This is a genomic window from Advenella kashmirensis WT001, from assembly GCF_000219915.2.
Lineage (GTDB): Bacteria > Pseudomonadota > Gammaproteobacteria > Burkholderiales > Burkholderiaceae_B > Advenella > Advenella kashmirensis.
In genome coordinates, this window is the sequence record NC_017964.1 from 977,137 (window position 1) to 991,379 (window position 14,243).

Here is a 14,243-nt window from a genome sequence, read left to right on the forward strand (position 1 = left end):
CAATGCGATAAAGGTCGGCGCCGATTTGTCTGATCCGCTTGCGGGCGCCTCAAAAATCCCGCTAAAAAGGTCCGTATGGTCTCACAACATTCTACTTCACAGCAGTCTGTGGGCGTGGTTACGCCCCAATTTCTTCAGTTTGATCAACCGCTCACGCTCAGCAGTGGCCAGGTGTTGCCGTCGTACACGCTTGCCGTGGAAACCTATGGCACGCTCAACGCCCAGCGCAGCAATGCCGTGCTCGTCTGTCATGCGCTCAATGCGTCGCATCATGTTGCCGGCGTGTCTGCCACCGATGCAAAAGACATTGGCTGGTGGGACAATATGGTCGGACCCGGCAAACCGGTAGACACGAATATCTATTTCGTCATTGGCGTTAATAATCTGGGCTCCTGCTTCGGCTCGACCGGGCCGGCCTCGATCGATCCGGCAACGGGCAAGCCTGGGGATCAACCTTCCCGGTGGTGACGGTCGAGGACTGGGTAAAAGCCCAGGCCCGGGTCGCCGATCACTTCGGTATCGACCGTTTTGCTGCGGTCATGGGCGGATCGCTGGGCGGGATGCAGGCGCTGAGCTGGGCTATTGAGCTGCCCGAGCGCATTGCCCATTGCGTGGTGGTCGCCAGCACAACCAATCTGTCGGCACAGAATATTGCCTTTAATGAAGTGGCGCGGCGCGCGATTATCAGCGATCCCGATTTTCATGGCGGTAATTATTACGAATACAATACCGTACCCGCACGCGGCCTGTCCGTGGCGCGCATGGTGGGCCATATCACCTATCTATCCGATGACGACATGGCCGAAAAATTCGGCCGTGCAAAACGCAATCCGACAGCAGATGGGCAGTTCCGGTTTGGCTACGATGTCGAGTTCGAGGTCGAGTCCTATCTGCGTTACCAGGGCGAGAAATTTTCCCGCTACTTTGATGCCAATACTTATTTGCTGATTACGCGGGCGCTGGATTACTTTGACCCGGCCAGCAAACATGGCGGCGACCTGACCGAAGCCCTGCGCCCGGCACAGGCCGAATTTCTGACCGTGTCTTTTTCCACCGACTGGCGCTTTCCGCCAGAGCGTTCGCGCGAGCTGGTAAAGGCGCTGCTTAAAAACGGGCAGCCGGTGACCTATGCCGAAATTGACGCGCCGCATGGACACGATGCGTTTTTGCTGGACGACCCGCGCTACCATGCAGTGGTCAGGGCTTACTATCAGCGTATTGCCGACAGCCTGAACCTGACGACGATGCCACTTGACCAGGAAGCAGCATGACGACCAAGACAGAGCAAAAAAAAGTACGCGCCGATCTGCTGCGCATTGCCGGCTGGATTCGCGACGATTCCCGGGTGCTTGACCTGGGGTGCGGCGACGGTATGCTGCTTGCCCATCTGCAAAGCCGGCGCGGCGTGACGGCGGTCGGGGTGGAAAAGGAAGACGCCCAGGTCATCGCCTGCGTCAACAAAGGGGTGCGCGTTATTCAGCAGGACCTGGATGACGGGCTGGCCATGTTTGACGACCGGCAGTTCGATACAGTGGTGCTTTCCCAGACCTTGCAGGCGGTGGTCAACACCGAACATATTCTGAAGGAGATGGGACGCGTTGCGCGCTATGGCGTGGTGTCGTTTCCCAACTTCGGCCACTGGACGCATGGCTTGTCCATTCTGACCGGGCGTATGCCGGTTACCGGCCAGATGCCCTATGAGTGGTATAACACACCCAATATTCATTTATGTACGCTGAAAGATTTTGAAGACCTGGCCACACGCCTTGGATTCCGGATCCTGGAGCGCGCCACCTTCCGGGAAGAGACCGAAATTTCCCTGATGCCCAGTTTGCGCAGTACGTTGGCGGTTTATCATTTCGAGACCGATAGAAAGTCCGCGCCATGATAAATCTGATCCGCCCGTACCTGAGCCCGCGAGTTTACCCGCTGTTGCTGCTGGGTCTGGCCAGCGGGCTGCCGCTGGCGCTGACCGGCGGGACACTGCAGGCCTGGGCTACGGTCGAGAACGTGCCGCTTACCGAAATTGGTTTTCTGACATTGGTGGGCGCAGCCTATACCTTCAAGTTTTTGTGGGCACCTTTTATTGACCGCTACGTGCCGCCCTTTTTGGGAAGGCGTCGCGGCTGGATGGCATTGTCGCAGATCCTACTGGGCCTGACCATTTGCGGCATGGGCCTGCTGGATCCGTCACGTTCGCTGTTCTGGCTGGCAGCGCTGGCCACGCTGGTGGCATTTCTGTCGGCAACCCAGGATATTGCCTTTGACGCCTACAGTGCAGATGTACTGCATCATGAGGAGCGCGCGGCGGGGGCGGCGATACGGACACTGGGTTATCGCATCGGCATGGTTGTGTCGGGCGGGTTGGCCATCTGGCTGGCTGCGGTCTGGATGGGCTGGAGCGGCATGTATATTTTCATGGGGCTGCTGATGTTTGGCGCTGCAGTGCTGACCTGGCTGGCGCCCGAGCCCGAGGCGGCAGGGGCCAACGTTGCGCCGCGTACCTTGTATGACGCGTTCACCGTCCCGTTCCAGGAATTTTTTTCGCGCAAGGGCGCCATTAGTATTCTGGCGCTGATTGTGCTGTACAAGCTGGGCGACGCCTTTGCAGGCGCGCTGTCGACGACGTTTTTGATTCGCGGCGCAGGGTTCTCGCCGGAAGTGGTCGGTAGCGTCAACAAAATTCTTGCGGTGGTGGCCACCATTGTTGGCGCCCTTATCGGCGGCGGTATCATGGGCAAACTGGGGCTGTACCGCTCCCTGATGCTTTTTGGTCTGCTGCAGGCGCTGTCCAATCTGATGTATACGGTGATCGCACTGAATCCGCAGAATCTGCCTTTGATGGCGCTGGGTGTCGGTTTCGAAAATCTCTGTGGCGGCCTGGGAACGGCTGCGTTTGTTGCCCTGTTGATGGCACTATGTCATGTGCAATTTACCGCCAGCCAGTTTGCGCTGTTGTCCGCCTTGTCGGCCGTTGGCCGCGTATTTGTCGCCGGGCCGCTGACCCCACCGATTGTAGAGGCCTATGGCTGGCCTGCTTTTTTTGTATTTACTTTCTTTATCGCATTGCCGGGGTTGCTGGTGCTGTGGCTTATGCGTAGCGGCATAAAGGCACTGGAAAAAGATCCGGCACCGGCGCCCGAGAGCGGCGCTTGAACGAGACGAATGATGAAATTGAGTTTGAAAGGCGTGCTAAAAGCGGCCATGCCATGGTGCGGCATATTGATGCTATCGTCGGCGATGGCGCAGACGCCAGCCCAGCCGGAACCCGCTGCGGGCGGCCAGCCAACCAACAGCATGTCGACAACCCGCGGCAGCGTACCTGACCCGGGGCAGATACCCGACGCGCAGGTTCCTGCCACACCACCCAAAGCAACGCCCGCTGCACCGGCTAAACCGGTCAACGGTGAAAACCGTATCCCGGTGGGCGCACCTGGTTCTCTGGAAGCCAGGTTGGCGGCCTGTACCATGTGTCATGGGGCCACCGGGGTGCAGGGGGCCGATGCCTTCTATCCCCGCATTTCCGGCAAGCCGGTGCAGTATTTGTATCAGCAATTGCTGCGTTTCCGCGAGGGGCGTCGTGAGTACCTGCCCATGAAGCGCCTGCTGGTTACTCTGTCTGATGAGTATTTATATGAAATTGCAGTCTGGTTCAGCAAGCAGACTCCCGAGTACGAAACAGTGACCCCGCCGCGCGTATCGCCGCTCATTCTGCAGCAAGGTGAACAACTGGTTCGCCACGGCGCCCCCGAGCGCGAGATCCCCGCCTGTGTGGCCTGTCACGGCGATAACCTCAAGGGCATGCAGCCAGGCATTCCGGGCCTGACCGGCCTGACCAACGAATATATTACGGCGCAGATGGGGGCCTGGCAGTATGGCATTCGTCATTCGGTGGAGCCCGATTGCATGGGTGATATAGCCAGAAAAATGACGTCGGCCGAAGTGCAGGCGGTCTCGGCATGGCTGGCCAGCCAGGATCCCCGTTTGCCGGGAACCATTAATGAAACGGCCAAAACGCCGGTGACCTGTGGGATTCAGACCGTGTCGGGAGCGCAGCAATGAAATGGCTTTCAAGAATTCTTGCTGCCCTGGTGGTAATCGGCCTGGTTGTAGCCGGCGCCTGTATTGGCTGGGTTCGCGCGACGGCCCGCTGGTGACATCGGCGCTGCCTGAGGGCGACGCGCCGGCAGCGGTGATTGCGCGGGGAAAATATCTGACCCAGATCGGCAATTGTGTCGGGTGCCACACGGCAGTGGATACACCGGAGTTTTCCGGCGGCAGTGGCCTGAAGACCGATTTTGGTACGTTTTTCGCACCGAATATTACGCCTGATGCGCAACATGGGATTGGCAACTGGACGGCCGACGATTTCTGGCACGCTCTGCACAATGGCAAGGCGCCGGACGGCTCATTGCTGTACCCGGCCTTTCCTTACCAGAGTTATTCGCATCTGAGTCGCGCTGATACTGATGCGATTTACAGTTACCTGAAAACCTTGCCGGCCAGCGATCGCCAGGCGCCCGCCCATGAACTGCAGCAACCGTTCAATATGCGTTTTTTGCTGGCGTTCTGGCGGGCATTGTATTTCCGGCCAGCTGATGCCGTGGCACGTATTGAGCCGTCGGACGACGCGCTGGTGCGCGGCAGGCATTTGGTGGAGGGCGTAGCGCATTGTGCCGAATGCCACACGCCGCGCAACAGCCTGGGAGGCCTGGACCAGAGCCGCTTCCTGCAGGGTGGCAAAATGACAGATGGCATATGGTATGCGCCCGCGCTAACCGGCGATATTGATGGGGGCCTGGGAGCATGGAGCGCTCAGGACATTGCCCATCTGCTTTTGACTGGAATATCCGCACATGGCGCCGTGGTAGGCCCAATGAGCGAAGCCTTGCGTGGGGTTCAGTATCTGAATCAGCAGGATGTCTCCGATATTGCGGTTTATCTGAAGTCATTGCCTGCAGTCGGTCTGAAGACCGAGCGTAGTGGCCAGGTCAACGATACGCTTTATTCAATGGGCAAAGAAATCTATGGACAGTATTGTGCTGCCTGTCATCAGGCTGATGGCAAAGGTGTGGCACAGGCGTGGCCTGCGCTTGATGGCAATAGCCTGGTGCGCGGGCGGGATGTGACGGGGCTGTTGCGTGTGATCATGGACGGCGGGTTTACGCCCACGACGGCCCAAACCCCGCAGACTTATGGCATGCCGCCGTTCCGTCATTTCCTCAACGACCTGGAAATAGCGGCTGCGGCCACTTATATTCGCAATACCTGGGGTAATGAGTCAGGCGGAGTCAATCAACGCGACGTCAATCGCGTCCGCAATATGGATTGATGGCCGTCAGATAGGGGCGGATAAATTAACGTTAGTGAATGGCCTCACGGGAGCTGCCGGTTTGGCGGCTCCCGGTTTGTTGCTCAGCCACGCGCTACCGGCTCCAGCTTCCAGTCGTAATCAATGGTCAGCGGCGCATGATCCGAGAAGCGTTCGTCCTTGTATATGGAGGTGGCGATGGCTTTGTCGGCAATGCCTGGCGTGGCGATCTGGTAATCAATACGCCAGCCTACGTTCTTTGCCCAGGCCTGGCCGCGATTACTCCACCAGGTATACTGGTCCGGTTCTTCGTTGATTTTGCGAAAAACGTCCACAAAGCCGCGGCGATCAAACACATCTGAAATCCAGGCGCGCTCTTCGGGCGTAAAGCCGGAATTTTTAAGATTGCCTTTCCAGTTCTTCAGGTCAATTTCCCGGTGGGCGATATTCCAGTCGCCGCAGATAATGTAGTTATGGCCGGTTTTCCGGTGGTCCTCCATCATGGCATCGACCAGGGCCCGAAATGCTCCAGAAAACGGAACTTGGCAGCCTGCCGCTCGTCTCCGCTGGAACCCGATGGCAGATAGGCACTGATGATGGTCAGGTCCTTGAAATCTGCGCGCAGGATCCTGCCTTCACGATCGAATTCATCGCAGGCCATGCCGGCACTGACATTGGCGTCGTGTTTCAGGTACAGGCCCACGCCGCTGTAGCCCTTTTTCTCTGCATGGCAGAAGTAGCCAGTGTAATTGAGCGGGTGACGCAGTTCGTCGATGAGGTCGGCGTCCTGGATTTTGATTTCCTGCAGACAGATGACATCTGCATTATGATTTTCCATCCATTGAGCCAGCCCCTTGCGGAAGGCGGAACGCAGGCCGTTGACGTTGAGTGAGGTAACACGAAGCACGGGGAATCCTTTTTGATGAATCAGCGCGAGCCTTATTGTAGCGCCTGAGGGGGGATCGCCACAATCGCTGATCAGGCCGCGTGCCCCGTCTGCTTGCGTGGCCATACTGCCGCGGTAATGATCAGTACAGCACCCAGCGCCATTTTCAGCGTGGGCTGTTCGTTGAACAATACCATGGCAAAGGCGATGGCATAAACGGGTTCAAGCGCAATGATAAGACCGGCACTGCGGGCGGGAATGCTGCGCAGGCTATGGACAAACAGAAAATGCGAGAGTGCTGTACAGATCACGCCCAGTACGATTAGCCACAGCAGGCTGCTATCGGACAGCATGGCCATACCACCCAGCCCCAGTGGCAGACACAGAACCAGCACGACCATGTTCTGCCAGAAGGCAATCTGGATGGCGTTGAGCCGGCCAAGTGTGCGGTTGATAAGGGCAAGCGCGGCAAAGGTAATGGCGGAGATCACGCCCCAGAACAAACCGATGGTGCCTGCGTTGTTCAGGTCTATGGCCGGCGTTACCAGAATCAGCCCGCTGATCACCAAGACCACCAGGAGCCAGTCCATGAGATTGACCTGGTCCTTGAGCACCAGTCGCTCCAGTAGCGTAATAAAGGCGGGAAAGCTGGCAAAACCCAAGGTGGCGATGGCAATGCCGCCGGTTTTGACGGCCATGAAAAATGTGACCCAGTGAATGGTCAATGCCAGTCCGGAGCAAAGCAGGGATACGTAGCTGCGGCGATCAAGGCCACGCACGATTGAGGCTTTAAGAAACATAGCAACGGCATACAGCGCCAGCACGGCGAACAGGGCCCGACCGAATGTAATGGTCATGGGGCTGGCGTGTATCACGTGGCCCAATACGCCGGTGAGTCCGAAAAAAACGGCGGCGATGTGCGCGCTGGTGAGGCCTTTTTGTCGCGGTGTCATGTCAGGGGCGTTCGCTCGGGCAAACCCGTATTGTGGAGATCGGCAGGGCATTTGGCAAGCGATTGCCGCCTGACCTTGCGCATTGACCGGAAAATGGTCTATTGCCATTACCGGTCAGGAGCGCGGGGTGTCTGATTCCAAACCCAGGCTTAGCCTTTGCCGGGAACGCTTGCAGGGCATGGGCGGCCCGGGCTGCATGCCGTTGCCGGCCACGCAGCCTGTGCGTTAAGCGGCTGTCTGGCTGAAGCGGAAGCTGGACGCAGTGATCGAACCAAAGGCATGTGCTTCGTGGTATGACAGCGTGGCCGGATCCTGTTGCGCGGCGCCGACGGCGACCATCAGGGGAATCAGATGGTCTTCGTGGGCGTGAGCCAACCTGGCCGAGGGGGCCTGTTCCCAATGCAGCAGGCCAGTTGCGCGTTGCTCGGGATGACTGTACACGACGGTCTGCTGCAACCAGGCGTCAAACTGTGCAGATGGCTGCGCGCCACGCTCATCCAGAAGGCGCAGATTGTGATAGCTCAGGCCGCTGCCGATAATCAGCACGCCTTCCTCCCTGAGCGGCGCCAGCAACTGACCCAATTGCAGATGAAATGCAGGATCATAATCCTTGCGGATGGAAAGTTGCACCATGGGAATATTGGCCTTGGGAAAGGCAACAGCCATGGGTACGAATGCGCCATGATCGAAGCCCCGCTCGGCGTCCTGTGCGACGGCGATGCCGCCTGCCTGCAGTAAAGCCTGCACGCGTGCGGCCAGTGCCGGATCGCCTGGTGCAGGATATTGCACCGAATAGGTATGCTCGGGAAAGCCATAGTAATCGTATAGCATGCCCGGTTGTGCGGCGGTACTCACGGTGATTTCATCTGTAATCCAGTGGGCCGATACCATCAACACAGCCTTTGGCGTTGCCGGCAACTGTGCCGGCAGGTGTTGCAGCGATTCATGCAACTTGGTGTACATGGGTTTCCATTCATCAACCAGGGCCAGGGGCCGCCACCGTGCGAAATAAAATAAACAGGCATTGTCATCATCATCTCCGTAAGCTTAAATGGATAGGCGAGCAGAGCGGTCATCGGCGTTGTGCGCAATAACTTCCTGCATTGGATCGGACCGGATATGGCCGCGCGTGTATACGCCCGACTGGCTGGGCGATAAAATCAAAAGTGGAAAGAGAAACCGAGAGTACTACCCTTGCAGGGGCGATGGTGGTTGCCTGCGCGCTGATGGTCATTGACGATCTGGCAGGCTTGGCGCAGTCGGGAACCGGCTGCGCCCGGGCGTATGGGCCGAAAGACCGCTTAGGCCTTGCGGCTGCTATCGATGCTGAAGGTGCCAGGCCGGCCGCAGCGATAAACAGAAAGATGAAGCAGTAAAGCACAGCAGGCTCGCCGCCATTCATGAGTGGGAACAAGCCATTACCCTGAGGCGCATGGGCGTAGAAATAGCAACCGCAGTCATGCCCGAAGCGATAAACGCAGCGGAACGGGTGAACAGACCAAGAATAAGCAAAACCCCCGCAACCAGTTCAATCATGCCGGCAACGCCGACCATGGACAATGCCTGCAGATTGTCGAACATTGCAATATGAGGAACATGGAAGTATTTCGCGGTACCATGCAGCAGCAAAGTGTAGCCGGAAACGATACGAAGCAGGGCAAGGGCGTAGGGAACCAGATGGTCTGTTTTCATGATTAATCCTTAAGTCAGGTAAATAATCGATACGGCGGATGCCTGATATGACTGTATCGGTAATTGCAAAAAATCACAATTGAACAATGAACTCACAGGGCAGCTACCGTATCGGATAAGGTACGAAACAGTGTAATCGTATTTAATCAGGAAATATATACTGATATTATTAATAGACCATTTCTTATAAGGAAATGATAAGTGCAGCATATTTGCGACGTAAAAGTGCAATTATCACCGCCCGATGGCAATTGCCCGGATATGAGGGAGTTTTCGTATGGATACGCTACTGAGTATCAAGGTGTTCTGTGAAGTGGTGCGTGCCGGCAGTTTTGTGGCTGCAGCCCGCCATCTGGGGATATCCAATCCCATGGCCAGCAAGCATGTTGTGCATCTGGAGCAGCAGGTGGGGGCACGCCTGTTGCATCGCACCAGCCGCAGGCTGAGCCTGACCGAGGCTGGTCAGCTGTACTATGACAAATGTGTTGATGCGCTGGATGTGCTGGATCAGGCCGAAGCCGCGCTGGGTGATCGCCAGGGTGAGCCCAGTGGCGTGCTGCGAGTCACGGTGCCGGTGTGGTTTGCCAGCAACCGTATTGCCCAGTTGCTGGTGCAATATCAGAAGCGCTATCCCCGGGTAGTGCTGGATCTTCACCTGACCAACAGCAAGATCGAACTTGCCCAGGCCGGAATGGATCTGGCGATTCGGGTCACGCATGATCCGGAACCGCATTTGATTGTGCGCAGGATCGGAACGGTTCGGCTGGTGCTGGTGTCCAGTCCGGACTACATCAGCCGTATGGGCAAACCGCAGTCAGTCCAGGATCTGGAACGGTACGGCGCGGTCATGCCCAACTATCGTGATCGCAATGATTATCTGCTGCAGGGGCCTGCAGGCATGATCAAGTTCCGGCTACATGGCCTGATGAAGGTAAATGACACGACATTAAGCCGTGAGTTGGTATTGGCAGGCATGGGCATTGCCATGCTGCCCGCCTGGCTGATAGAGGATGATCTTCGCCAGGGGCGGCTGTTGCGCCTGCTGCCTGATCATGACAGCCCGCCGCTGGATATTTTCGCCAGCTATATCAGCCGCCAGTACCAGACCGGCAAAGTGCGCAGCTTTATTGATTTTTTCTCTGCCGCCATGGCGTCGTAAGGCGCGCTTGCTTTATCATTGCGGGGTCTACAACATATCGATATCTCAGCAGGAACATCATGTCTTCTCAGAACCGTCTTGATTTTGTCCGATTCGCCTCGCAGGAAGGGGTCTTGCGCTTTGGCCAGTTCAAAGTAAAGTCCGGGCGCCTTAGTCCCTATTTCTTCAACGCCGGCCTGTTCAATACCGGCAGATCGGTCGGTGAGCTTGGGCGCTTCTATGCGCAGGCATTGCTCGATTCCGGGCAGGGCTTCGATATGCTGTTTGGTCCTGCCTACAAGGGGATTCCACTGGCGGCGGCCACGGCCATCGCCCTGGCCAGTCAGGGCTCCCAGCCGGCAGATGTGCCGTTTGCCTTCAATCGCAAGGAAGCCAAGGCCCATGGCGAAGGCGGCACGCTGGTGGGAGCGCCGCTGCAGGGACGTGTCGTGATCATTGATGATGTGATTACTGCCGGTACATCGGTACGCGAATCAGTGGATATTATTCGCGCGGCCGGTGCCACGCCCGCAGCCGTGCTGATTGCGCTTGACCGGATGGAGCGCGCCGGCGCCGATGATGCGTTATCAGCCATTCTGCGGTACAGGACGTGCAGCAGAAATACGGGATGCCGGTCATCAGCATCGCATCGCTGGACGATATCATGCAATTGCTTGATGAGGATGCTACATTTGCCCAGCATCAGGAAGCCGTGTCGGCCTACCGGAACAAATACGGGATTGCCGCCTGAGTGTCGCGGTAATTTGTGAGAAGGCTAAGCCGCCGGGGGTTTCTCCGGCGGTTTCAATAGATAGCTGCTGCAGTGGTCGGTCGGGTAACCGGACTGCAGCAGATCCGGCAACGGTCAGCCCAGTTTTTCCTTGAGCAACTGGTTGACCTGGGCCGGATTGACTTTGCCCTTGCCGGCTTTCATAACCTGACCGACCAATGAATTGAAGGCTTTCTGTTTGCCGGCGCGGTACTCTTCAACGATAGCCGGATGGGCGGCAAGCACGTCGTCAATCAGTGTGCCGATGGCGCCGGCATCGCTCACTTGTTTGAGCCCGCGCGCCTCGATAATGGTATCGACATCGCGCTCATGTTCACCTGCCCACATGGCGGCAAACACCTCGCGACCGGCCTTGTTGGACAGTGTGCCGTCGGCAATCCGCTGAATCAGTCTGGCCAGATCTTCAGGCGTGACCGGGCTGTCGGCAATCTCGCGTTCTTCCCGGTTCAGGGATGCGGCCAGTTCCCCCATGATCCAGTTTGACGCCAGCTTGGCCTGTTCGGCAGGCAGGCGGGACATGGTCTCTTCGAAAAAGTCGGATACGCCGCGCGTGACGGTCAGCTGTGCTGCGTCGTAAGCCGGCAGACCCAGTTGGGTTTCGTAGCGTTCGCGTCGCACGACGGGCAACTCGGGCATGTCGGCGCGGACCTGTTCGATCCATTCGTTGCTGATCATCAGTGGAGGCAGGTCCGGGTCAGGAAAATAACGATAGTCGTGGGCGTCTTCCTTGGTCCGCATGCTGCGTGTCTCATCATTCACGTCATCGTACAGTCGGGTTTCCTGGATGATGGTGCCGCCATCTTCCAGTACGTCGATCTGCCGGCGGGCCTCAAACAGGATGGCGCGCTCCAGGAAGCGGAACGAGTTGACGTTTTTGATTTCGGTACGTGTGCCGAATTCCTTCTGTCCAACCGGCCGCACCGAGACGTTGGCGTCGCAACGGAACGAGCCTTCCTGCATATTGCCGTCGCATATGCCCAGCCAGACCACCAGGCCGTGCAGGGTTTTTGCATATTCGACCGCTTCGGCGGCGGAACGCATTTCCGGCTCTGTGACGATTTCCAGCAACGGCGTACCCGTGCGGTTCAGATCGATGCCTGTGGCCGGCTCGCCCTGCGGACCCTTGAAGGTGTCGTGCAGCGATTTGCCGGCATCTTCTTCCAGATGCGCGCGCGTCAGATTAACGGTTTTTTCTTCATCGCCAACAAAAAAGCGGATTTTGCCGCCCACGACGACCGGAATTTCAAATTGGGTAATTTGGTAGTTTTTCGGCAGATCGGGGTAAAAATAGTTTTTGCGTGCAAAGATGGAGCGGGGCGATACCGTGCCGCCGACTGCCAGGCCGAAGCGGATGGCGCGATCTACGGCGCCGCGGTTCATGACCGGCAGGCTGCCGGGCAGGGCCAGATCAACGCAGTTGGCCTGGGTGTTGGGCGCCGCGCCAAAGGCCGTGCTGCTGCCCGAAAAAATTTTCGATTGGGTAGATAACTGGGTATGGGTTTCCAGTCCGATAACGATTTCCCACTTCATGATTGGATATCCGGTGTGCGTGTGTGCCAGTCTGTGTGCTGCTGGAAGCAGTCGGCTACGGCCAGCAGGCGACCTTCGTCAAAATAATTGCCAATAATATGCAGGCCGACCGGGCGGGTGCCGTTGCGACCGAAACCGCAAGGGACAGACATGGCCGGCAGGCCGGCCAGGCTCACGCCCAGAGTATAGATGTCGGCCAGCCAGTCTGCCGTCGGATCCTCGTTATTGTCGCCAATATTCTTGGCAACATCGGGGGTAACCGGCCCGACAATGATGTCGCACTGGGTGGTAAGCGCCTGGTGAAAATCATCCACGATCAGGCGGCGAATGCGTTGCGCCTGCAGGTAATAAGCATCGTAGTAGCCTGAGACAGTACGTATGAGCCGATAAGAATGCGTCGCTGCACTTCGGCGCCGAAGCCTTCGGCGCGGGAGCGGCTGATCATTTCATCGATATTGCGATAGGCCGAGGCGCGATGCCCATAGCGCACGCCGTCGTAGCGCGACAGGTTGCTGGATGCTTCGGCAGGAGCGATGACATAATAGGCAGGAATGGCCAGCTCAGTGTTGGGCAGGGAAATGTCTACCCTGACCGCGCCGAGCTTTTCAAGCTCGACCAGTGCGGCTTCAACGGCAGTGGCCACCTCACTGTTGAGGCCGGCGCCGAAATACTCGCGCGGCACGCCGATGCGCAAGCCCTGCAGCGGCCGGGCGCCGCTTTCGCGGTAGCCGGCGCTGGCTTTGTCAAAGGCCTGCTGCACACGGCCCACCACATTGGGCGTACCCAGGCAGTCTTGCAGGCTGGTGGAATCCATGGGGTCGAAGCCGCTGATGGTGTCCAGTATGGTGACCAGGTCTTTGGCGTGGCGGGCCAGCGGGCCTGCCTGATCCAGGCTGGAGCCAAACGCAACCATGCCGAACCGCGAGACCGTGCCATAAGTGGGCTTGATGCCGCTGATGCCGCAAAGGGCCGCAGGCTGGCGCACAGAGCCGCCGGTGTCGGTGCCGGTGGAAATTGGCACGATGCCGGCCGCCACGGCTGCTGCCGAACCGCCCGACGAACCACCGGGCACTGCCTGCGGATCCCAGGGATTGCGGCAAACGCCGAAAGCCGAGTTTTCGTTACCGGAACCCATGGCAAATTCATCGCAATTGAGCTTGCCGATATTGACCGCGCCGGCGTTGGCCAGCTGCGTAACGACGGTGGCGTCAAACGGGCTGACATAATCCTTGAGCATCAGGCTGCCGGCCGTGGTGCGCCACTGGCGTGTCACAAATACGTCCTTGTGGGCTATCGGAATGCCGGTAAGGGCGTGGGTATCGCCACGGGCGATGCGCTCGTCGGCGGCACGTGCCTGGGCGAGCGTCAGTTCGGGATCAATATGCAAAAATGCATTCAGGCTGGCGTGCTGGCCGGCGCGATTGAGCGCGGCTTCGGCAAGTTCGACGGCACTGACCTGTTTGCCGTCCAGCGCCTGGCGCAGTCCGGACAGACTGAAACTGGAAATGTCGGTCATGGGTTACTCGATTACTTTGGGAACTAGAAACAGACCGTCTTCCTGGGCCGGGGCGTTGGCCATAAGGCGGGAACGGGTGGTTTCGGAGGGAGTTTCGGTGACGGCGTCTTCGCGCAGACGCAGGGCAATGTCCTGGATGGCCGACAGCGGATGGGCCAGTGGTTCAACCCCCTGGGTGTCCACAGCCTGAAGCTTTTCAATAAGACCAAGAATGCTGTTCAGATCGGTGAGCGCCTGCGCCTGTTCTGCCGGATCCAGTTCGAGCCGGGAGAGGCGGGCAATGCGGTTCACATCGTTTTCGGTAAGGGCCATAAACGCTTGTTTTTCAGAAATTAATTGAGTCGCCGGATACATCGCGTGAAGGTTGTCTGAAAATAGTCAGCGGTTTGGGAAAAACAGTCTGCAAAAACAGTAAATCACGCGATCG

General features: G+C 57.9%; 9 protein-coding genes, 5 pseudogenes and 1 riboswitch. Of the genes and pseudogenes, 7 read left to right on the forward strand and 7 right to left on the reverse strand.

Annotated elements, in window-relative coordinates:
- The first annotated feature begins 7 nt into the window (after window positions 1–7).
- Window positions 8–86: riboswitch (SAM riboswitch) on the forward strand.
- The 5 genes and pseudogenes from metX to TKWG_RS04630 all read left to right on the forward strand — a co-directional run bounded on the left by metX (window position 76) and on the right by TKWG_RS04630 (window position 5,332).
- Window positions 76–1,271: pseudogene (gene metX / locus TKWG_RS04610) on the forward strand (homoserine O-succinyltransferase MetX). It overlaps the preceding riboswitch by 11 nt.
- Window positions 1,268–1,888: a methionine biosynthesis protein MetW gene (gene metW, locus TKWG_RS04615; RefSeq protein ID WP_014749709.1), complete on the forward strand. Its 621-nt coding sequence runs from the start codon at window positions 1,268–1,270 to the stop codon at window positions 1,886–1,888. The pseudogene metX and the gene metW overlap by 4 nt, the downstream one beginning before the upstream one ends.
- Complete coding sequence (locus tag TKWG_RS04620; RefSeq protein WP_014749710.1) at window positions 1,885–3,156, forward strand: AmpG family muropeptide MFS transporter; 1,272 nt, start codon at window positions 1,885–1,887, stop codon at window positions 3,154–3,156. The genes metW and TKWG_RS04620 overlap by 4 nt, the downstream gene beginning before the upstream one ends.
- Before the next feature lie 9 nt (window positions 3,157–3,165).
- Complete coding sequence (locus tag TKWG_RS04625) at window positions 3,166–4,062, forward strand: c-type cytochrome (protein WP_014749711.1); 897 nt, start codon at window positions 3,166–3,168, stop codon at window positions 4,060–4,062.
- Window positions 4,063–4,153: 91 nt separating this feature from the next.
- The gene (locus TKWG_RS04630) at window positions 4,154–5,332 is read left to right on the forward strand and encodes a c-type cytochrome (RefSeq protein ID WP_238534313.1); all 1,179 of its coding nucleotides are present in this window, start codon (window positions 4,154–4,156) and stop codon (window positions 5,330–5,332) included.
- A gap of 83 nt (window positions 5,333–5,415) precedes the next feature.
- On the opposite strand, the pseudogene TKWG_RS04635 reads toward TKWG_RS04630, so the two are convergent.
- The 4 genes and pseudogenes from TKWG_RS04635 to TKWG_RS23530 all read right to left on the reverse strand — a co-directional run bounded on the left by TKWG_RS04635 (window position 5,416) and on the right by TKWG_RS23530 (window position 8,842).
- Window positions 5,416–6,218 (reverse strand): annotated as a pseudogene (locus TKWG_RS04635) (exodeoxyribonuclease III).
- Window positions 6,219–6,289: 71 nt separating this feature from the next.
- The gene (locus TKWG_RS04640) at window positions 6,290–7,150 is read right to left on the reverse strand and encodes a DMT family transporter (RefSeq protein ID WP_014749713.1); all 861 of its coding nucleotides are present in this window, start codon (window positions 7,148–7,150) and stop codon (window positions 6,290–6,292) included.
- 225 nt (window positions 7,151–7,375) lie between these two features.
- A pseudogene (locus tag TKWG_RS04645) lies at window positions 7,376–8,184 on the reverse strand (DODA-type extradiol aromatic ring-opening family dioxygenase).
- 364 nt (window positions 8,185–8,548) lie between these two features.
- Complete coding sequence (locus tag TKWG_RS23530) at window positions 8,549–8,842, reverse strand: DoxX family protein (protein WP_014749715.1); 294 nt, start codon at window positions 8,840–8,842, stop codon at window positions 8,549–8,551.
- Window positions 8,843–9,119: 277 nt separating this feature from the next.
- Here TKWG_RS23530 and TKWG_RS04655 point away from each other — a divergent pair, with 277 nt between their 5' ends.
- Entirely contained in the window at window positions 9,120–10,001 is an 882-nt protein-coding gene (locus TKWG_RS04655; RefSeq protein WP_014749716.1) for a LysR family transcriptional regulator, read from the forward strand.
- 59 nt (window positions 10,002–10,060) lie between these two features.
- Window positions 10,061–10,731: pseudogene (gene pyrE, locus TKWG_RS04660) on the forward strand (orotate phosphoribosyltransferase).
- A 114-nt stretch (window positions 10,732–10,845) separates the two neighbouring features.
- Here the strand turns inward: pyrE and gatB are convergent.
- From gatB to gatC, 3 genes and pseudogenes are all read right to left on the reverse strand, one after another.
- Complete coding sequence (gene gatB, locus TKWG_RS04665; RefSeq protein WP_014749717.1) at window positions 10,846–12,300, reverse strand: Asp-tRNA(Asn)/Glu-tRNA(Gln) amidotransferase subunit GatB; 1,455 nt, start codon at window positions 12,298–12,300, stop codon at window positions 10,846–10,848.
- Window positions 12,297–13,816, reverse strand: a pseudogene (gene gatA, locus TKWG_RS04670) (Asp-tRNA(Asn)/Glu-tRNA(Gln) amidotransferase subunit GatA). The gene gatB and the pseudogene gatA overlap by 4 nt, the downstream one beginning before the upstream one ends.
- Window positions 13,817–13,819: 3 nt before the next feature.
- Entirely contained in the window at window positions 13,820–14,128 is a 309-nt protein-coding gene (gatC, locus tag TKWG_RS04675; RefSeq protein ID WP_014749718.1) for an Asp-tRNA(Asn)/Glu-tRNA(Gln) amidotransferase subunit GatC, read from the reverse strand.
- Window positions 14,129–14,243: the final 115 nt, after the last annotated feature.